Source organism: Shewanella sp. 2_MG-2023 (assembly GCF_030548905.1).
GTDB lineage: Bacteria > Pseudomonadota > Gammaproteobacteria > Enterobacterales > Shewanellaceae > Shewanella > Shewanella electrodiphila.
On record NZ_JAUOSO010000006.1, the window covers coordinates 33,896 to 52,967 of the forward strand.

17 protein-coding genes are annotated in these 19,072 nt (G+C 39.8%); 12 read left to right on the forward strand and 5 right to left on the reverse strand.

The window, feature by feature from the left end; genetic code table 11:
- Positions 1–7 precede the first annotated feature (7 nt).
- The 12 genes from Q4600_RS07710 to Q4600_RS07765 all read left to right on the forward strand — a co-directional run bounded on the left by Q4600_RS07710 (position 8) and on the right by Q4600_RS07765 (position 13,609).
- A complete protein-coding gene (locus tag Q4600_RS07710) occupies positions 8–1,831 on the forward strand; it encodes a polysaccharide lyase family 7 protein (RefSeq protein ID WP_303514952.1) in 1,824 nt (607 codons plus the stop codon).
- Positions 1,832–2,469: 638 nt separating this feature from the next.
- A complete protein-coding gene (locus Q4600_RS07715) occupies positions 2,470–4,494 on the forward strand; it encodes a TonB-dependent siderophore receptor (protein ID WP_303515324.1) in 2,025 nt (674 codons plus the stop codon).
- 8 nt (positions 4,495–4,502) lie between these two features.
- A complete protein-coding gene (locus tag Q4600_RS07720) occupies positions 4,503–5,042 on the forward strand; it encodes a YfiR family protein (RefSeq protein ID WP_303514955.1) in 540 nt (179 codons plus the stop codon).
- A gap of 4 nt (positions 5,043–5,046) precedes the next feature.
- Entirely contained in the window at positions 5,047–7,104 is a 2,058-nt protein-coding gene (locus tag Q4600_RS07725) for an EAL domain-containing protein (protein WP_102528136.1), read from the forward strand.
- 1,163 nt (positions 7,105–8,267) lie between these two features.
- A complete protein-coding gene (locus Q4600_RS07730) occupies positions 8,268–8,711 on the forward strand; it encodes a hypothetical protein (protein ID WP_303514957.1) in 444 nt (147 codons plus the stop codon).
- A 124-nt stretch (positions 8,712–8,835) separates the two neighbouring features.
- A complete protein-coding gene (locus Q4600_RS07735; RefSeq protein WP_303514960.1) occupies positions 8,836–9,282 on the forward strand; it encodes an SMI1/KNR4 family protein in 447 nt (148 codons plus the stop codon).
- A 109-nt stretch (positions 9,283–9,391) separates the two neighbouring features.
- Positions 9,392–9,775, forward strand: coding sequence for a DUF6678 family protein (locus Q4600_RS07740; RefSeq protein ID WP_303514962.1), 384 nt, complete (start codon positions 9,392–9,394; stop codon positions 9,773–9,775).
- A 119-nt stretch (positions 9,776–9,894) separates the two neighbouring features.
- Positions 9,895–10,386: a hypothetical protein gene (locus Q4600_RS07745; protein WP_303514964.1), complete on the forward strand. Its 492-nt coding sequence runs from the start codon at positions 9,895–9,897 to the stop codon at positions 10,384–10,386.
- A gap of 462 nt (positions 10,387–10,848) precedes the next feature.
- Complete coding sequence (locus Q4600_RS07750; RefSeq protein WP_133149364.1) at positions 10,849–11,205, forward strand: hypothetical protein; 357 nt, start codon at positions 10,849–10,851, stop codon at positions 11,203–11,205.
- Positions 11,206–11,279: 74 nt separating this feature from the next.
- Entirely contained in the window at positions 11,280–11,771 is a 492-nt protein-coding gene (locus tag Q4600_RS07755) for a GNAT family N-acetyltransferase (RefSeq protein ID WP_303514967.1), read from the forward strand.
- Between the two features lie 55 nt (positions 11,772–11,826).
- Positions 11,827–12,573 carry a trypsin-like serine protease gene (locus tag Q4600_RS07760; protein ID WP_303514970.1) on the forward strand — a complete coding sequence of 249 codons (747 nt, stop codon included), beginning with the start codon at positions 11,827–11,829 and terminating at the stop codon, positions 12,571–12,573.
- Positions 12,574–12,937: 364 nt separating this feature from the next.
- Positions 12,938–13,609: a hypothetical protein gene (locus Q4600_RS07765; protein ID WP_303514973.1), complete on the forward strand. Its 672-nt coding sequence runs from the start codon at positions 12,938–12,940 to the stop codon at positions 13,607–13,609.
- Positions 13,610–13,838: 229 nt separating this feature from the next.
- Here the strand turns inward: Q4600_RS07765 and Q4600_RS07770 are convergent, their stop codons facing one another.
- The 5 genes from Q4600_RS07770 to Q4600_RS07790 form a co-directional block, all read right to left on the reverse strand.
- Positions 13,839–14,414 (reverse strand): hypothetical protein, encoded by a 576-nt coding sequence (locus Q4600_RS07770; protein ID WP_303514975.1) that lies wholly within the window; start codon positions 14,412–14,414, stop codon positions 13,839–13,841.
- A gap of 408 nt (positions 14,415–14,822) precedes the next feature.
- Positions 14,823–15,773, reverse strand: a complete 951-nt coding sequence (locus tag Q4600_RS07775) for a hypothetical protein (protein WP_303514978.1) — start codon at positions 15,771–15,773, stop codon at positions 14,823–14,825.
- Between the two features lie 284 nt (positions 15,774–16,057).
- A complete protein-coding gene (locus Q4600_RS07780) occupies positions 16,058–17,551 on the reverse strand; it encodes an FUSC family protein (RefSeq protein WP_303514981.1) in 1,494 nt (497 codons plus the stop codon).
- A gap of 42 nt (positions 17,552–17,593) precedes the next feature.
- Complete coding sequence (locus Q4600_RS07785; protein ID WP_303514985.1) at positions 17,594–18,457, reverse strand: HlyD family secretion protein; 864 nt, start codon at positions 18,455–18,457, stop codon at positions 17,594–17,596.
- A 23-nt stretch (positions 18,458–18,480) separates the two neighbouring features.
- Positions 18,481–18,684: a DUF1656 domain-containing protein gene (locus Q4600_RS07790; protein ID WP_198589612.1), complete on the reverse strand. Its 204-nt coding sequence runs from the start codon at positions 18,682–18,684 to the stop codon at positions 18,481–18,483.
- Between the last annotated feature and the right edge of the window lie 388 nt (positions 18,685–19,072).

A 19,072-nucleotide genomic window follows, 5' to 3' on the forward strand; every position in this document is an offset into this window, starting at 1 on the left:
TATAATAATGATAAAACGTTATAACAAGACTCAACTTGCCATTACTCTGGCAACAGCGTTCACCGCAAGCTTTACTGCAGCTAATATCAGTGCAGCAACAATCAACATAACCAACCCAGGCTTTGAAAGTAGCTTTGATGGCTGGATTGATATCGATCCATCTTCGGTCTCAGGTGTGGCCTTTGAAGGCAGCAACTCAGCAAAAATGTCTGGCTCAAACGGCAGAGTTGAACAAACAATTAATATCGATTCAAACAGTGATTACACCCTAACAGCCTATGTGAAGGGTGGTGGTAAAATTGGTGTATCAGCGAGTGGTGTGAGCGAATCAACCAACATCAGTAGCAGCGACTGGCAACAGGCCAGCGTATCGTTTAATAGTGGCTCAGCAACTAGCGTTACCATATATGGGGAATACTTTGGTAATGAAGGTCGTTTTGACTCTTTCGAACTTACAACATCATCTGATACAACTGAACCTTCAGAGCCGACTACACCAGTCACTTGTGCAGGCAGTAGCGCCCTAACCATTGTAGCCGCAACAGATAATGGCACTAATGATGGTCATGGACCGAGCAATACCATTGATAACAGCTATGATACTGAATCTCGTTGGTCATCTAATGGAGAAGGTAAAACCATTACCTATGATTTAGGTGTACAGTCAGAAGTGAAATCAGTGTCTGTTGCTTGGTTTAAAGGTAATGAGCGCGCATCGTACTTTGATATAGAAACTTCTGCAGATGGTAGCAGTTGGGCATCAGTCTTATCTTCAGGTCAATCAAGTGGCAGTAATGCTGGACTAGAAGAATACGATGTCACGGATACCAGTGCTCAGTTAGTGAGAATAACCGGTTACGGTAATTCATCTAATACTTGGAATAGCATCATTGAAACTAAAATTAATGGTTGTTCAGATGGTTCTGCACCCACTGTTCCTACAGAACCTACTGACCCAACCGAACCCAGTAATCCTGTCGGTAACTTAGATCCTGATTTACCCCCTTCTGGAAACTTTGAATTAGTGGACTGGACCTTAGGTGTCCCAGTTGATGAAAATAGTGATGGTAAATCTGACACCATTAAAGAAATCGAATTATCCAGTGGTTATAGTCGTACTCCGTATTTTTATACTGCTGCAGACGGAGGCATGGTATTTAGATGTCCAATTGATGCACCAAAAACCTCAACTAACACCAGCTACGCCCGTACTGAGTTACGTGAGATGTTGCGCCGTGGAGATACCAGTTATAGCACTCAAGGTGTCGGCGGCAACAACTGGGTATTTGGCAGCGCACCTTCGTCAGATCAAAATGCAGCAGGCGGCGTTGATGGCGTTTTAGAAGCAACGCTTGCCGTTAACTATGTGACGACCACAGGTGACAGTAGCCAAGTTGGACGTGTGATTGTCGGCCAAATTCATGCTAACGATGATGAGCCGCTACGCCTGTATTACCGCAAACTACCATCAAATAGCAAAGGTTCAATCTATATTGCCCATGAGCCTATTACTGGTTCTGAACAATATTACGAAATGATTGGCTCTCGCAGCAGCTCAGCTTCAGATCCTGCTGATGGCATCAGCCTTGATGAGAAGTTCAGTTACCAAGTTAAAGTAGTGGGAAATACCTTAACCGTGACTATCATGCGTGAAGGTAAAGCTGATGTAGTTGAAGAAGTGGATATGAGTGGTAGCTCTTATGATGCAGGCGACCAATATATGTACTTTAAAGCCGGTGTTTATAACCAAAACAACACGGGTGACGCAGATGACTATGTCCAAGCGACCTTTTACAGTTTAAGTAATAAACATACTGGTTACGCATACTAAGTATATGGAATGGAAGTGACCTATCCTCTCCGGCATAGGTCACTTTTTTATTTGCCACAGTTATTCAACGACAGGTGATTATTCAAAGCCAGTAACCCTAGCTTTTATTAGATTTAAACCAAGAAGCATAATGCTAATGTTTGGTATACACTTATTTATATTAAGTAAATTATAGCTAAAGGATCTCAAACTAAATAGGAATTTGTGAGCACTCAACTCATGAGTATTTACCTATAGATGATCCATAAATGAATGGTCCATAAATGAATGGCTGATAATTGAATGGTCGGTAAGTGAATTGCCCGTAAATGAAAGGCCAGTATATAAAAGGCCAATAAATCGCTAATAAATGACTGAGCGATTAATGATCCTCAGTAAGTGAAAAGTAGTTTTCTTATTCTCTCACTTAAAAGCTCATCTTTGCATTAAGCCATAAATTGATTAATACCAGCTTCATGCCACTTAATGGATCTATATCGCAAAAGGTAATAATACAATCACATAAAGCACTCAACAATTATTTAACATGATAAGATAAATTGTAGTAGCGCGACAAAGGCACATTGCGAATAACAGTGCATATGCACACTGTCGGAGAGTAAACTTTGAAAAGACACTTTAACTTATTAATCCCCTTAATGGTTATATCTCCTATAGCTCAGGCTGTCGATTCACTGGAAGATTTAGATTTAGAGTTATTAATGGCAATGGATGTCCAAGTGACGTCTGCAATGAAACGTTCTCAATCAGCCTTCGATACCGCAACTTCCATTTATGTTCTCACTAAAGAACGGATCATACATTCTGGTGCATCCTCGGTTCCAGAAGCATTAAAAATGGTGCCAGGACTCGTGGTTCGCCAACTTGATAACAACCAATGGGCTATATCGGCTCGCGGGGTTGCTTCAAGGTTTTCCAGTAAAATGTTGGTCATGATTGACGGTCAAAGTCTTTATACCCCCCAATTCTCCGCTGTCTATTGGGAAACCCTCAACGTGCCTCTTTATGATATTGAGCGCATCGAAGTGATCCGTGGTCAGGGTGGACAACTATGGAGCAGTAATGCCAATAATGGCGTGATCAATATTATTACTAAAAACAGCATTGATACTCGCGGCCTGTTTGTGGACGCAGCTAGCGGTAGCCAAGTTAATATTGATGCTAATATTCGCTATGGTGCTGATATAGGCAGCAGTGGAAGCTACCGTGTTTATGGCCACGTGAAAGATGGTAATGCTTCTAAAAAAGGCCTAACTGTTGAACCCAATGACACCACAGAGCAATACTCCTTAGGTGGTCGACTGGATTTTTCTCTCAATGATGACTGGTCTGGTTTTATTCAAGGCGATATGACGGAATCAACACTTGGACAAAACTATCGCGGCGTTGTGGATGATACTAATGAAAATGTGACCTTTTCTGGTGAGCTAGAGCGCACTGACTCACGATTAATGGCTCGGCTTGAAAATAGAATATCAGACTCAGCAAATCAAATGATCCAAGTATCGTGGCTGGATCAATCAGGTACCCAAACCTACCTTCAAGAAGAATTTGAATCCTTTGATATTGATTATCAAATGAACTTTATTTATCAAGCTTTACAGCTCGATTGGGGATTAAATTACCGCTATAGCACGATTTCATTTGAAGACAGTTTATTTCTTCATAGTGATAAAGACTTCGATAACTTACAACAATTCGGCGGCTTTGTTCAGGCACAATTTGCCCTTATTCCAGAACAGCTTGATTTTGTTATTGGTACCAGAGCTGAGCATAATGACTTAACTGATTGGGAGTATCAGCCTTTAGCAAGGTTGCTCTGGAAACCCGAAGACAATCAAGTACTATGGACATCAGTATCCCAAAGTGTTCGTATCCCCTCACTTATTGAGTTTAATGATAATTATGCGATTAATGGTCAGAAAGTTAGCGATATTCTGCCTTTATCAACAGGCATTGAGGCAATAGACGATTACCACATAAAAACCTATCTCAATGGCAATGATCAAGTCGAAGCAGAAACGTCTTTATCCTATGAGTTAGGTTATCGTTTATCGCAGGATGCCTGGAATATTGATGTATCTGTGTATCATACGGAAGCTGAAAACGTTGCTGTTATTGATATTGACCCTAACATGGAGCAGTTTTTACCTGTTCTAGCCCTTTTCCAAGCAGGTCAAATACAACTGGCTTCACAAGCCTTAACTCAAACAACCATCCAATTTGATATCGTTTCTACCGCTGATGTAACCACTCAAGGCGGCGATATTGTGTTGTCTTGGGTACCTGCTGAAATGTTTAACGCTGAGCTAGGTTATAGCTATAACACCTTCGATTATGATCTTCCTGAGAATACTTTTCCAGCCATTGGACGCGACTCTACAACTCGACAAATTTTTGCCAAAGCAGATATTCACGTATTTGATAACCATAATATTTTTGCCTCGGTAAGAGTAGAAAACAGTGATGCTTATCAATCAGAAAACTACACCTTGCTTGATTTAACATGGAGCTGGGCACTGACTCCTGACTGGGCTGTCTCGGTCACTGGAAAAAATTTATTTGCAGGTAGTCATCTTGAATATGCAAATCGACAAGAAACATACACTATCCCCAATTACATTGATGAAAGTGTATTGTTCAAAGTAACGGCGAACTTCTAATTAACTTAATGCGCAATATCACTTCGTTTTTACAGGTTTTACTATTCTCATTCTTGCTACTCAGTAGCCCGAATGCAAATACGGCTGAGCAAGAACACGCACTCAAAGCAGGTTTCCTATATAACTTCGCCCGCTACGGAAATTGGCAAGATAATACCACCAAGGATGAATATTTTAATTTGTGCAGCGCTGACGCCGCTTTTGTCTATACCGCACAATCAACACTTAAGCAGCGCAGTGTCGATGACAAACCTATTCTGATTAAACAAATTCAATTTGAGGGAGAACAATTTAACCATTGCCAATTGTTATTCATTACCTCTGAAACATTCATCCAATGGGTCAACTGGCACAATGTTCACCCTAAAGCTTTAGCCAACACTATGATTGTCGGCGAATCAAAAGGCACCATTGAAGCTGGCGGTCATATTCGTTTTTTCATTGCCAGTGGTAAAGTAAGGTTCGAGATATCACCGCAACAATTACAGCAATCTGGTATCACCATGAGTTCAAAAGTACTGCGACTTGGTCGCGTGCTGGATAGGTGATGCCATGACTAGATTCTTCTCGATGAACACCATCAGCAAAAAGTTACTCATGATTTTAATGGGGGTCTCTTTTGCGTCCATTATCACCGTTACTTTTGTATTCAGCGCCTACGAACTTACCACTGCAAAACGTGAGCAAGTTGATGGCTTACAAACCATCGCTAAAATGCTATCCCCCAATATTACAGCCGCTGTTCTATTTGATGATCAAGACGCAATACAAGAACTGATCGAGCCTATTCTACTTCGCGGCGATATTGTGTCAGTCACAATTACTGATAACCAAGGCAAGGTATTGGCATTTGTCAGTAAAACGCCCCGTGAGCCAGACAATATTTTAAACCCACCGATAAATGTAACCCAAATTAATAACCCTCTGACATTAGATGAACAAGAGTATGGTCAAATTCACATCTTAGCCGATGAAAGTTATATCACTACTCGCGTTAAATTCTACGGCCAGTTCATTATCATATTGTTGATATTTGCCCTAGGGATCAGTTTTTCACTGTCGCTCATCTTACGGCGCCGTTTTTTAAGCCCAATATTGCATTTAGCGACTATTGCAGAACGAGTATCTGACTCCAATGACTATAGTTTGCGCGCCAAAGAGTTATCTCATGATGAAGTTGGCAAGTTAAGCGCTCACTTTAATGACATGCTTGAAACCATTGAGCAACGTGATAAGCGCTTAGAAAGTCAGGTAAAAAGTAGAACCGAAGAGCTTGAAAGCGCTAATGAGAAATTACACCAATTCGCTTATCAAGATGGCTTGACCGACCTGCCGAACAGACGTTATTTCTATGAAAAATTGCAATCATTGATAGATACTGAAGGAATGATTTTCGCCCTTATATTTATTGACTTAGACGGGTTTAAAGAGATTAATGACACCCTTGGTCATGATTACGGTGATTTGTTGTTACAACAGGTCGCTAAACGCCTGAAAAACTGCGTTCGAGGTCATGATACAGTGGCTCGTTTAGGTGGCGATGAATTTACCTTAATCGTTGAAGGCATTAATGATCAACGTCGTGCCAGCGAAATTGCCGAGGTCATTAAAAGCAGTTTAGTGCAACCGATTACCATTAAAAATGAGCAAGTTTATATTACTAGTAGTATCGGTTTAACCTTCTTCCCTAGCGAAGGTAAGACCATTGAAGATGTGGTCAAACACGCAGATCAAGCAATGTATTTATCCAAAAGTAAGGGACGTAACCGTTACGAGTTTTTCTCTTTTTCAATGGAAGAACAAGCATTGGGTAAAAGACGCCTTACAGAAGAATTAAGGCAAGCGATTAAGTCTGAACAGTTCCAATTATTCTATCAACCCATTGTTAATATTGACGGCAACCAATTAAAGAAAGTAGAAGCATTAATCCGCTGGAATCATCCTAAATGGGGTTTAATTGAACCTAACGACTTTATTCCAGTAGCCGAAGAAAGCGGGCTTATAGTGGAAATTGGTAATTGGGTTCGTCAGCAAGTTATTGCTGATGCAATTGAGTTTTATCAATTACAGGGCACAGTAATACAAATTAGTGTAAATACATCCCCAACCGAAATAGATCGCTCTGGAAAGTGGATCGATCAATGGATATTAGATTGTAATAAATCAAAGCTACCACATGGTGCTTTTTTAATTGAAGTAACAGAAAATACTTTGATGACACCAGACTCGTCTATTAAGCAACAATTAAAGCTACTTAATAACAACGGAATTAAAGTTGCCATTGATGACTTTGGCGTGGGTTATTCATCTTTAGCTTATCTGCAAGAGCTTGATATCGACATCATCAAAATCGATCGTTCATTTATAACCAATATCACAACTAACGAAAGCAGCGTCGCATTAGTAAAAGCAATTATTACTATGGCCCATAATATCGGCGTACAAGTTGTTGCGGAAGGAATTGAATCTCGCGCCCAGCAGCTGTTGCTTAAACAGCTATCATGCGATTACCTACAAGGCTTTATGTTTTCCACACCGCTAACCAAAGCAGACTTTTGTCGTCAATACCTGCAAAGCAATATTGAACCTAAACAATCTAAAGGTCATTAGGGCGTGTTGCTCGCTTGGCTGAGTTAGGTGTAACACATTCCAGCCTCAAAACTTGTTAGCTACTTTAAAAACAAAGTCGTGATGCTTAGTTAACACCTGAGTTAGACCGTAAATTTCCTTTCTATATTTCCAAACTTCGTTTGGATTAAAGTCGTGGGTTTTCCACCCACACCCGACCAAGAGGGTATCAACTGCAATACCCTCTTGGAACACCCCGCAGCCCCAACGAAAAATGCTGAAAAGCGCATATTTTCAACGGGGATTGATCCAGCTTTAAACTTCGTTTGATTACTGCTTCGGCCTTATTCGAAAATGCTAACGCTTCCGATGGTGCATCCCTGCACCGCGAAAGCTAGCCTGACGTCCTGTCAGGCTCACGCTATTTTCTTCAACGTCCTCAATTCAAATGGAGTCTTTTAAATGTAAGTTCTACTAGCTTTAGCTCTTTAAATTATCACCAATGCTGTCAAATCGAAGAGACAATAAACCCAGTGTAGATACGTTCAAGACCTTCGAAAACATGGATGTTTTCGCAGAGCCCACAGGGATGTGTTTACGGCGTGTCTTGGATGTATCTGCACAAAAGGCCGCTTTTTCACATCTGACCCATAGGGATATGGGAAATGTCATTATGATGTAGGGAACATCATTGACCATGTGATCGCGACATTCCGTTCATCCTGAACATCCCAGCGGCAGGCAATGGGTTAAATTGTAGTAATGGACTACTGAAAAAGAGCCAATATAAATTAAGTATAAAGTTGGTGCTGGTAAAACGTTTTTACCCAAAGTTTGTTAGCTTTATATGACTGTATGGATATACAGTTATAATTAAAAAGCAGCAATTGACAGCACTTGCTTCTCGTTATGTAAAAGCAAAAATTCTCGGATTTACCATCCGAACAAATATATACCATTGAAAAATAACTATTTTATCACAGAGGAAGTTTACATAACGACCCAAATTAATTCTCGGTTATCTCAATTCTCGGTTTTATCCACTATTTAGTCGATTGATTTAAATTATGCTGGCTGTTAAGTTATTAAAATTATTAATAAATCAAGCTAAAAAGTGGTTGAGTTTTGGTAAGTGGCCTAGGGTGTTTATCGGAATTCTCGCTAATAAGCTGTTAAATGCTTGAAGTGTTCAAATAAGGATGAATATGGGTATAAAGGAAAATCTCCCCAAGGCTTTAGTAAAGCTTGCTGGTACCTTGCCAATTACTGGGCACCCAACTAGAGAAAATCATGTAAAGAGCCTGGAAAGAATCTTAGAGCTTTCTGTTACTACGACGAGAGACATCCTAAAGGAAAGACCCGAACTAAAAGATAATGGAAGAGAGCTCATCGAGACAGTACGTGAGACTAATCCTGAGCTAAAGCAATATTTATCAGCCATGCCTGAAAACTATTCTAAGCTGCTTGATAATTATGAAGCCCTGCAAGACGAAAGAAAAATAGAAGCGTGGGCTGATTTTAGAGAAAAATTAAGATTACTATTATTTCGTGTATTAACCGCCATAGGTATAGCGAGTATAATTTTACTTACCAGTTTTCTAGCAATGATTTGGGGCATCCCATTACCAATGAGAGCAGGGTTACAATAAATGCATTTAACAAGCGCCTGCAATCTGACCTCCGGCCACTGTCACCTTTTGTGCAAAAAGCCGCACAAAAGGCGCCATTGGCCTCCGGCAGTTGAGGCGGGCGTTAAATTGATATGGAGGTATCGTGAAATTACTAGATAGCCACAATTCAATAAGTTCTGATGACCTAAATATTGTCGAGAATATAATTGGCTTTGAATTGCCTGCTGATTATAAGTCATTTTTATTAGAGCATAATGGTGGTCGCCCAAGCTTAGATGGAGTGCGCCATAATGATGAGCACTTTGACTTTGTTGGTTACTTCTATGCTGTTTTAGATGAATCGAGACACGATGACTTAGTGAGGCAAATTAAAGAACATGTCGGGATGATTCCACAAGGGTATTTACCTTTTGCTGATAGCCCAGGCGGAGATGCATTTTGTATTTCATTGAAAGATCATGAATATGGTTATATCTATCATTGGGATCATGAAGAAGCAAACTATGATGGAGAGCCTTGGGAATACAACATGACTCTACTATCAAAGTCTTTAAAGCAGTTTTTAGGTAGCTTGTGTGTTGGCGAATAATCAATTTAACAAGGCGTTTAAACGGAACAAAAACAGTGGGTTACGTTTCGCTTCGCTACACATTATAACCCACAATTTTTGTCCGCTTAACGCGGCGTTAGGTATACACATGAGTCTTCTGCCAATGGCTGATGCAGTGTCCGATGAAAAGGACGTGAAAGTAGCTAAAAGGATCATTGCTGAAAAGCAATTAGTTGGTGCTGCCAATAACACAAAATGGAATGAACTCATCTCAGAAATGCGAGAACTCCCTAATCCACCTTGCTACCGAACTAAGGTAGTTAATGGCTACATATCGGGCTGGGATAGCGAATGGTATTATCACTTACCATTCCCATTACTTAACGTTGAGTGGATTGATATAGAACTAACTGAAACTGTATTAACTTTGGTGCGCAAAATTGGCTTTGAGTTCGAAACAACCAAGTCAACAATCAGAGTTTGGGGTTACTTTCCAAAGTGTTACGAGAGTTTCGGTGAAGAGTATACCTAACAAGAATTTAAAGCGGGACTGCTAACAGTTTGCTCGGTTTCGCTTCGCTACACAATTTTAGCAAACAATTATCAGCCCCTTAAATGGGCGTTAAGTTACTAATTCATTGAGGAGACTCTGTGGTAGAGATTAAAGAATGTTTTGTCGAAAACATAGGAGTTAATGAGCTGGTTTCAATTGGCGCGTTAGCTATAGCTTTTTTAGCTCTATTCGTTAGTCCTTTAGTGAATGCTAGAATTTCAAAAAGGCAAGTAATTGCCCCTATGCGCCAAGCTTGGATTAATGCACTAAGAGATAAAATAGCTGAGTTTGTTTCAATCGTGGCCATTGATAGATTCCATATTTCTCCCACTGAATCAGAATCAAAAACTAATGGCTCTGTAGCTCACAAAGAAGATCTACTTCGTTATGAACGTTTAGTTTTGTTGTATTCGAGTATTGAGCTACATATCAACGCCAATGAAAAAGATCATCAAAATTTAGTGGCACTGCTTTCTGAGATAGTCAGAAATTATCATGACAATATAGATACCCGTCATCTAGTTGAACAACTATCAACTCTGACACAAAAAATACTGTCTGATGAATGGAAAGCAACAAAAAAAACGTAACTTAACAAACGCTTCAATAGGGACAGCCAACGCTTGGCCAGTTTATTACCACTCGTGAAATTCTGTGTTTACGGTACTTTATGTTAAGTAAAGTGGTAGCGTTGTCTGCCCATTAAGCGGGCGTTCTTGACCTGCGGTAGACGATTTTTTAGTAAAAAGAAGTGATATTTTAGTCTAGCCGAGGGAGTAGATAGAACCAAACGTGATGGAAGAAACGCCTATTTTATGGTAGCTTGAAGGCACTTGCTAAGGCTCGTAAAGCGTAGCTTTTAAAGAGACCTGCAATTGACTTCAAGTAAAGAAGCGATGCTTCCCTCACGCCGCAGGGGGGCTTCAATTAAGCCCCAAGGGCATGGAATATGAACTCACGGATTGAGTAGCGACAACCTCCTCTCTCCGAAGTAAAGAACAACCCGTTACATGAGACCTACGGCTCATGAACTATGATCGTTATGAGTAATTATGGATTTAACTTCTGTTCTAGTATTAACAACTTATTTTTCATGCTTTGTACCTCCATCGTATGTCTTACTTAAGAGAGTTGGAGTAACTGCACAGCTACTGCGCCGTGCAATAATGTTTGGATTTACTTTAGCTTTTTTACAGGTGCTATTGCCTTTAGGCTTATTATTTGTAAGTTATGATTATGGTCCTTATTTAGGTATACCCTTTAGCTTAATATTTTCATACCTTTATGTAAGGCATGTTGTTCGGCTAAAATGGTTTCAAAACGTTCTGGTTATATTGTTATTACCAGTTATAGCAGGTTTAATATCAACACCATTTATGTATGCATTTTATTTTATACAACACTCATAACAAGGCAAAGCAAAAAGGACGCGCTAAAGCGCGCCTTTGTTTGCGGCGTTATGTTTTCTTAGAGAGATCGAGCTATGAACATTAGAGAGGCAACTAAATCAGATTGGGAAAAAATCTGGCCAGTTTTCAGTGAAATAGTCTCTGCGGGAGAAACATATGCCTACGATCCGGCTACAACCAAAGAGCAAGCGGAAAAGATTTGGCTAGAAACACCAAGAAAAGTTTACGTATTCGAAGAAGACGGGGAAATTCTTGGCACCTATTACCTTAAAACAAATCAAGCTGGGCCAGGAAATCATGTCTGTAATTGTGGCTATATGGTTTCATCTGCAGCCAGAGGCAAAGGGCTAGCTACTTCAATGTGTGAGCATTCCCAACAAGCTGCCATTGATTTAGGGTACTTGGCCATGCAATTTAACTTTGTGGCCTCAAGCAACGAAGGTGCTGTTCGTTTATGGGATAAGCTGGGCTTTGAGACAGTTGGCCGTTTACCAAAAGCGTTCAATCACCCTAAGTTGGGTTACGTAGACGCGCTAGTCATGTATAAATGGCTGGCAAAAACATAACAAGCGCCTGCAATCTGACCTCCGGCAGTTGAGACGGGCGTTAAAGGAATAATTCATGAAATGGAGTTTCTTAATCCTACTCGTTTTATCATTTCCATCGAGTGCAATTATAATGCGACATGATGTAGATGAGTCTAAATATCTAGAATTTGCAAAAGATAATAAATCGATAGTTACCTTTTACGGAAATTATAGAGATAAAGAAATTGTCGAAGGAACTGGGACTCTAATTGCCGAAGATTGGGTGATTACCGCTGCTCATGTTGCCAATTATTTGTTAATTGATGGAAAAGTCAGGTTTAAAGATTCTTACTACAAGATAAAGAAAGTTGTTAAACATCCAGATTGGAAAGATAAGCAATTTCCAAATGATATAGCGCTTGTCCAGTTACAATCGACTATCCCTAATAGTGAAACTGTTGCTTTATATGACAAAGAAGATGAACTTCATAAAACTTTGACGTTTATCGGTCGCGGAGACTTTGGCACTGGTGAAGTAGGAATTGTTGGTGCTGATGCTCGATTAAGGGCTGCGCAAAATGTTGTCACAGAAACTTCTGGGCAGTGGGTTCGGTTTAAGTTTGATAGTGAACAAGACTCTTTGGCATTAGAGGGTATTAGTGGTCCAGGGGACTCTGGTGGACCCGCACTACTTAAAATGAATAATCGACTTTATATTGTGGGCGTTAGTTCATGGCAAAATGCAGAGCCAACAGAATGGCAAGAAGCTAAATATGGGGTAATTGAAAACTACTCTCGCATTTCATATTTCAAAAAATGGATAGAAAAATCTATGGAGTAGCAACAACATGGTCATCCATTCCATGTGACTAAATATCAAACACTCTACAAGGCTTTAGTTACTGCTTAATATTCGGTGATTAATGATGAAGTATTTAGTCCTTTGGCCATCAGTAAATGAATTTTGGTGTGGGTGTGGGTGATCAAAGTAAGAATAAGTAAAAGAAACCCAACAACTTTCAAAAAAACTGTAAGCATCCGCACAAAAAGCTATTACCTCATCGACACATAAAGCCATATAACTTAACGAATATCTAGTTGATAATAGGAGGTCACAGTAAGATAAACCATAATTATTTCATTGATATAGAATTATCATATAATGCTTTGAGGATAAATTTTTCAAATTAAAAATAGAGATTAATATGCCTTTTAAGCAGTATCATATTCACAATATTAGTATGTTTTTTCGTGCATGTATTACAGCTCAAACTAACACTTCAATAACGCCTTCAATCGCACAAAGAAAATCAACTGAGACTCTAGCTGTTAATTCATTACTGGCTTTATACCTTGGACTATTTACGTTATTTATGTGGTTCGAGCAATTCAGAATGCCTTATATTCATATGGAAAACTTAGAATTTTATTGGGAATTATTAAAATTAGGTCCTTTTTCTGATGCAGAAATGAACTATAGATCAGTTGCTATGCGTGAAATTGCTGACCTTTATATCTTGCAGTGGGCCCTCTTTGTATTAATACCTTTGTTCGCTTTAATCATTTTTGTCATTGCTCGGTCTAAACTTAAAAAAATGCCAATGCATGAAGCTTCTCAAGGCGGAAAACTGTCCACATTCGGCAGAGTATTGGCACTCTTTATTGAAGGTAAAGCGCAGTTTTTAATGTTATTTGTAATTGGTTATAGTTTTTTTGCCACGTCAGCGTTTTCCCAATGGATGATAGATGCAGCCAAGGGCCATGCGGACTTCAACATTTATAGCTTGTTTTTTCCGTTAGCATCGTTACTGCTTGTTTGGCAGTTTATTCGGCCTTTTGCCACTTACTATGTAATTACAATTAACAAAAAACAGTAATCATGCCCTATCGTGATTAAACTGTCCTTATCCCCAAATCGTTGTCCAGCTCGCAAATTTCAAAGCTCGTGGGGGGAGTGTCTAGGCCTCGGTATTCAACCTTCTTTGAAAATAATTTTTCAAAGAAGGTTGTAGTTCATCAATTAGCCCACCCAGTCTAGCTTTATGTTATAGCTTCAAAATAATGGGTGGCTATGTATTAGCTATAAATAGATCTTTTAATGAAAGTCTAATTAACACTATAGCCTTTACCCTCTAAGCAAGCTGCGCGAGCTTGATAAAAGTTTTCCTCGCCTTGGACATTTGCAGTTTGTAGCTGAGCCTGTTGTTGCGCAGCTTGCTGCTGAGCCGCTTGTTGTTGCTGTTCAGCTTGTTGAATATTACTGCGGCGACTTTGACGTCTTGCTGCCACAGCGCCAATAGCTGCTCCATTTTGCGCAGCGTCACTACTATCATCATCACCAAATTCGGCAATCATAGCGCCAGCGGCTGCACCAGCCATAGCTCCTCGCATGCCAGAGCCTCTATCAGCAGAGTCATTACTATCTGGTGTAACTTGCGTCGGTTGTGTTGTTGTGGCGATAGTTTGTGGCTGACTTGGGTTATAGCCAGTTTGCGATACAGCCCAACTATTACAACTTGCCTCATCACTAGCCTGTAGCTCTGAACTTTGATTTTGCTGAGGAAAAACATACTGCTCAGCATAACTACTATTAATGACGGTAAAATTCATCACTGCGGCAACGGCAAAAGTAGATACAAGACCTGCAGTTTTTAGCAATAAAGTCTGATTAAGCTTAGACATAATACCTCCAATAAAAGTTAGATAATCAATTGTTGTTATTCAAGAGCGCTACTGTCATTTACTACATAAGCCATTTGCAACATAAGCCATTTGCAACATCAGCTCTGTTTGACAACCAAATGAATAACTGTGCTTTAACAGCACAAATAATCGCCGATTACTGGCAGTAATAGTTACCATTTAACGCCAAAAATAAAATCAAATGACACCTAACTGAGATATAAATCCCCCCCTAAAAGGCATGAAGGGAAAAGGGAAAACGAAGAAGAATTTAGAAACTATGCTTTGCAGAAGAGTGAGTCTAATTGGCTAAAAACGAGCAAGATGCTCATTTTGTATTTATTTACTCCCCAAAAAAATTGAGAGCAATGAACTGCAAACTCAGAACAGCCCAAGAAAGCTGGTAAATTAACAAAACATAAACGCAGTTCCACCAGCAAAATTTCTCACTGCAATAATGCTTTTCCCTTGCACCAAACCACAAAGGCTATTAACCCGTTTTTCAACACTTTGTTGTAGTCGAGATTTTAATTTATTCAGATCAATACTCTGGGATTTATATTGATAAAATCGATGTAAATAGATGACCCCGAGACGCTTAGGTGTCATTTTTTGAGTACTGGACTTATCAATTGAACGAAAGTAATAACTTAATTGCTTTCGCTTTCTTGCAACTCGATAAAAACGATCAGCATCAATTTCACCCTCTCTAAACTCCAATATTGTCTCTTTAAGCGAACCTGTATGCTGTAAAGCCCGCGCAATTCTGTGGCCCACACCAGGTATGCGGTAACTAGCAACACAGGATTTAAAGCGTTTTTTATGTAAAGTATCAGGAATAAACAATGGATCGTAGATAATGGTTAATGGCGTTTCACAATGGCTTGCATCAATATGAGACATATCTTGAACTTGCAGTTCGGTGTGTTTACTCAGCTTTGGATCCCACGGTGCATTAGGTTGCCAATAGGTACTTAGCGGCATGAGTAATAAGGCTTTATCTAGCTTTAACGCTTTGGCATGAAATGCTGCTGCAAAACCGCCTTTACTACAGCCATAACCAATCCGAGCGGGAAATGGGAATAATGAATCAGACAAGTCATCAATAAATGCGGCAAACTTTGCTGAGTCAAAATAATGGGTTTCACCACCAATATGATTAAACGAAATCACATTCATTTTCTTTTTAGCAAAAAACTGAAAACTCCATGCCTGCTGGTCAGCATCAACTTGCTCTTGCGACATCGCATTACTAGAAGGGGGAAATGTCACCATTAAAGGCTCATCAGTATCAAAGATATGATATTGAACCAATACATTGTCAACTTGTAAGCGTACAGATTGGTGATAAGTCAGCATTGTTAACTCCCCAGTTTGCAGCACACCATTTAAAGGCGTGAACTTGCCAAACGACATAATTTAAATCGCATGCTACAAGACTAATTGGGGATTAAAAGTGTTAACTCACTTAAGGTTAAATCTACACGCAGCGTGTAAAAAAACAGCAAGGATGACGTTGCACTTGTTAAGAATTTGAAACCGCCACGCCATTAAAAATTAATTCAACTGTTGATTTTGTCGTCAGCAAATTCACAAGCTTGAACTCAGTTGAGTCAAGCATTGCAAAATTTCATTCGAAGCTATTAGCCCTCTTTAAATACGCCCACAAAAAACCGAACGACGGCTATCGCCATGAATACCTGTACCAACATATTTAATGACACCGTAATATCAAAACTTGGTGTAAGGTGCAGCGCACTCATGGTTAGCACTACCAGTAAATTAGCACCAATCACTTTTTGCAAAGCTAATTGAGGTGCTGCACAAAGTCGCCAAATCACCACTATATTGACAAAATAGAACATGGCTAAATGCCACACTTCTGTAAAAGAAGGCATGATAAATACATATTCCAATGTCACTAAAGCGCCAAAAATACAGATACCGACCAAAGCTTCATTCACAATAAATTTTGGTAATGCACTTAAATTAACAGCCATCACCGCAGACAACATCGGAAACATATAGCCATTAGGTAATGGTGTGTATATCCACAAAGCAAAACTGGTCGCTAATGCCGCCATTACAATTAAGCCATCTTTAATGCGCAACGATAGCGGAAGCGCAATATCCCATTGTTTAACTAACTCCTGCCATGTCAAAGTCACGTTAATATCAGTAAAGGTTTTGCTGTTTTTATCAATACGTGTTGAGGTGCTCAGCAAATAATCTTTAGCTACCTGAATACGCGTCACCATTGATGCGCTCTGCATCAATTTTTCGTTCAGTTGAATAAGGCTATCTTCATTAGAAACGGCTTGCAGTAAAGACACTTTAATCACTTCAGGATTAGCATCTGCATTGCCGACGATACTCTTAGCTTGCTCAAGCCATTGAGTTAAACGCTCAATCGTTTCGTAACTCGCAATGGTCAATAGCTTCCACTGTTTACGTTGATGGGATAATTGGTAACTCCCTGCACTGGGCAAATCTAAAATTAAACTTTGGGATTTGATGCTTTCGGTCATCTTAACTAAGTTAGCCTGATGGGCTAAAAGCTGATCTATACTCACCTCTTTTTTGCCATTCAAGCAGTCGGTTAGCTCTGCAACTAATTCAGTTAATTGCTCTGTGATGCTGTTGTGTTGTGCATAAAAATTGACTTCAGAATTTATCGGCCAGACAAATCGATACACAAGCGAGAACATCACCACGCCCAGTAATGTTTCTTGTAAGCGAAGAAAAATCATATTGACTGATGTTATATCGTCAAAGCTTCCCATAAAGCATATTAGAGTACATACAATAAACGTAATTCTGACAAAGTATCCGTGTTTGCGATCATAAGACATCACAGTACTAATGCCAGCAAGCAATATAAATGTCCCAATAAATAGCATTCGCTCTTGGGCAAAAAAGGCAATCATTGCAATAGCAATGCTAGCCCCCACTATTGTGCCCATAATACGGTTTTGTGCAGCTTGAATTGAATGGCTATATGATTCATTTGCCGCCAATGTAACAACGGTAATGGCTGCCCAATAAGGCTTTTCCCAGCCAAATAACAATGCCAATACAATGGCACTGGTAAAAGCCAGAGCGACTTTAATGGCTTCTTTAGTAGCAAGACCCAGCATATTAATCCCCTTTTGCACCATAAATATCAGGTCTGCAGCTTATTAAGCGCCATTAAAAATTTGCACTGAGGCGGTGGTGCCAACACGCAGTTGTACGTCTTCAGGAACATGTTCAATATGGATCTTAACGGGAATACGCTGTGCTAAACGGATCCATTGAAAATTAGGGTTCACATTAGGTAATAGGGTATTACCTGTGCTGCCATCTGACTTAGCAATACCAAAACCAATGCTTTCAACTTTCGCTTCTATCGGGCTATCTGGGTTCATCATTAACGTCACGCGAGCTTCATCCCCCATATTCACTCCTTGTAAATCAGTTTCTTTAAAGAAACCTTCAATCCAAAAACTGTTCTCATCAATCAAGGCAACAACAGGGTTGTTAGCCACAACCTGGGCGCCTTGCCTAAGGTTTAGATTGGTAATAAAGCCGTCTGTAGGCGCTGTAACATGGGTATAAGCCACATTAAGTTCAGCTTGTTCAACCACTGCATCTGCTGCAGCCAAGTTAGCTTTAGCTGTTTGCACCGCGTTTTGAAAGTTATTCAAATCAAGTTCAGAAACCGTGCCGTGCTTGAGACTCTCAAGTTCCACTGCGCGGTGATTTTCATTTTTAGCTTTATCTACTAATGCGCTCGCCTGCATCTGCTTTGCTTTAGCATTACTTAACTCAGCTTGGTAAATACTCGGGTCAATTTCAAACAGTAATTGGCCTTTCTTAACGCGGCTATTATCGTCTACCAGCACGTTCGTTACAGGGCCTGTCACTCTTGGGGTTATTTGAATAATGTGCGCTCTTACTTGGCCGTCACGGGTCCAAGGATTTTCAGCGTAGTTTTGATACTGGCTTAACACTGCTATTGCAGCAATTGCAACCATCACCAGTGTGGTAATTATACGAAACATATCGAGCTCCAAAGTCTGATGAGTTAGGTAAAAGCGATAAATCGACTTAATAGCACGGTAAATATCACCACCATGCAAAGTTCAACTAATGCTGGCAACGCTATAACACGCTGCCAACCGAGTTTGCCAGCAACAAATGTAACCGCGACGGTAAGAAAATAAGCTAACATTACAACGATTAACAGCGGCGGAAAGTACACTTCTCCAATCGCAAATTCATGAGGCATTTGTGTCACCAATCGAGTTATAACTAAAAAGGGAGCAGCATCACAAAATAAGCAATACTGCTAATGACGATAATTGTATCGATTGATTAATGTTTGTTGTAATCGCTTAAAGAGGATGTAACCCATCAAACTTGAACCCAAGACAGACCCTTTTTACCAATGACTGAATAGAGACTATCTTTAATAATATTTAGTGAGGCACGAACATCGTATTCAATGAGCCAATAATCGCTCAAATAAACCATTTTGAGTGGGTTTGTTAAAACAAATGATGAGTATGAGCAAAGCAGGTAAAAAAATACCTCATAAGCAACTGAATACGCTTACTTACTGTTTCAATTGATACAGGGTTTAATTACACTGACTCTTGAAGGTAATTTTCTCAATC

What these genes read in the sequence shown, in the direction of transcription:
- Q4600_RS07790 (WP_198589612.1), bottom strand. Translation starts at nt 18,684, where the DNA reads ATGCCTCATGAATTTGCGATTGGAGAAGTGTACTTTCCGCCGCTGTTA.
- Q4600_RS07760 (WP_303514970.1), top strand. Translation starts at nt 11,827, where the DNA reads ATGAAATGGAGTTTCTTAATCCTACTCGTTTTATCATTTCCATCGAGT.
- Q4600_RS07715 (WP_303515324.1), top strand. Translation starts at nt 2,470, where the DNA reads ATGGTTATATCTCCTATAGCTCAGGCTGTCGATTCACTGGAAGATTTA.
- Q4600_RS07780 (WP_303514981.1), bottom strand. Translation starts at nt 17,551, where the DNA reads ATGCTGGGTCTTGCTACTAAAGAAGCCATTAAAGTCGCTCTGGCTTTT.
- Q4600_RS07785 (WP_303514985.1), bottom strand. Translation starts at nt 18,457, where the DNA reads ATGTTTCGTATAATTACCACACTGGTGATGGTTGCAATTGCTGCAATA.
- Q4600_RS07750 (WP_133149364.1), top strand. Translation starts at nt 10,849, where the DNA reads ATGGATTTAACTTCTGTTCTAGTATTAACAACTTATTTTTCATGCTTT.
- Q4600_RS07710 (WP_303514952.1), top strand. Translation starts at nt 8, where the DNA reads ATGATAAAACGTTATAACAAGACTCAACTTGCCATTACTCTGGCAACA.
- Q4600_RS07775 (WP_303514978.1), bottom strand. Translation starts at nt 15,773, where the DNA reads ATGCTGACTTATCACCAATCTGTACGCTTACAAGTTGACAATGTATTG.
- Q4600_RS07725 (WP_102528136.1), top strand. Translation starts at nt 5,047, where the DNA reads ATGACTAGATTCTTCTCGATGAACACCATCAGCAAAAAGTTACTCATG.
- Q4600_RS07720 (WP_303514955.1), top strand. Translation starts at nt 4,503, where the DNA reads ATGCGCAATATCACTTCGTTTTTACAGGTTTTACTATTCTCATTCTTG.
- Q4600_RS07730 (WP_303514957.1), top strand. Translation starts at nt 8,268, where the DNA reads ATGGGTATAAAGGAAAATCTCCCCAAGGCTTTAGTAAAGCTTGCTGGT.
- Q4600_RS07755 (WP_303514967.1), top strand. Translation starts at nt 11,280, where the DNA reads ATGAACATTAGAGAGGCAACTAAATCAGATTGGGAAAAAATCTGGCCA.
- Q4600_RS07770 (WP_303514975.1), bottom strand. Translation starts at nt 14,414, where the DNA reads ATGTCTAAGCTTAATCAGACTTTATTGCTAAAAACTGCAGGTCTTGTA.
- Q4600_RS07765 (WP_303514973.1), top strand. Translation starts at nt 12,938, where the DNA reads ATGCCTTTTAAGCAGTATCATATTCACAATATTAGTATGTTTTTTCGT.
- Q4600_RS07740 (WP_303514962.1), top strand. Translation starts at nt 9,392, where the DNA reads ATGAGTCTTCTGCCAATGGCTGATGCAGTGTCCGATGAAAAGGACGTG.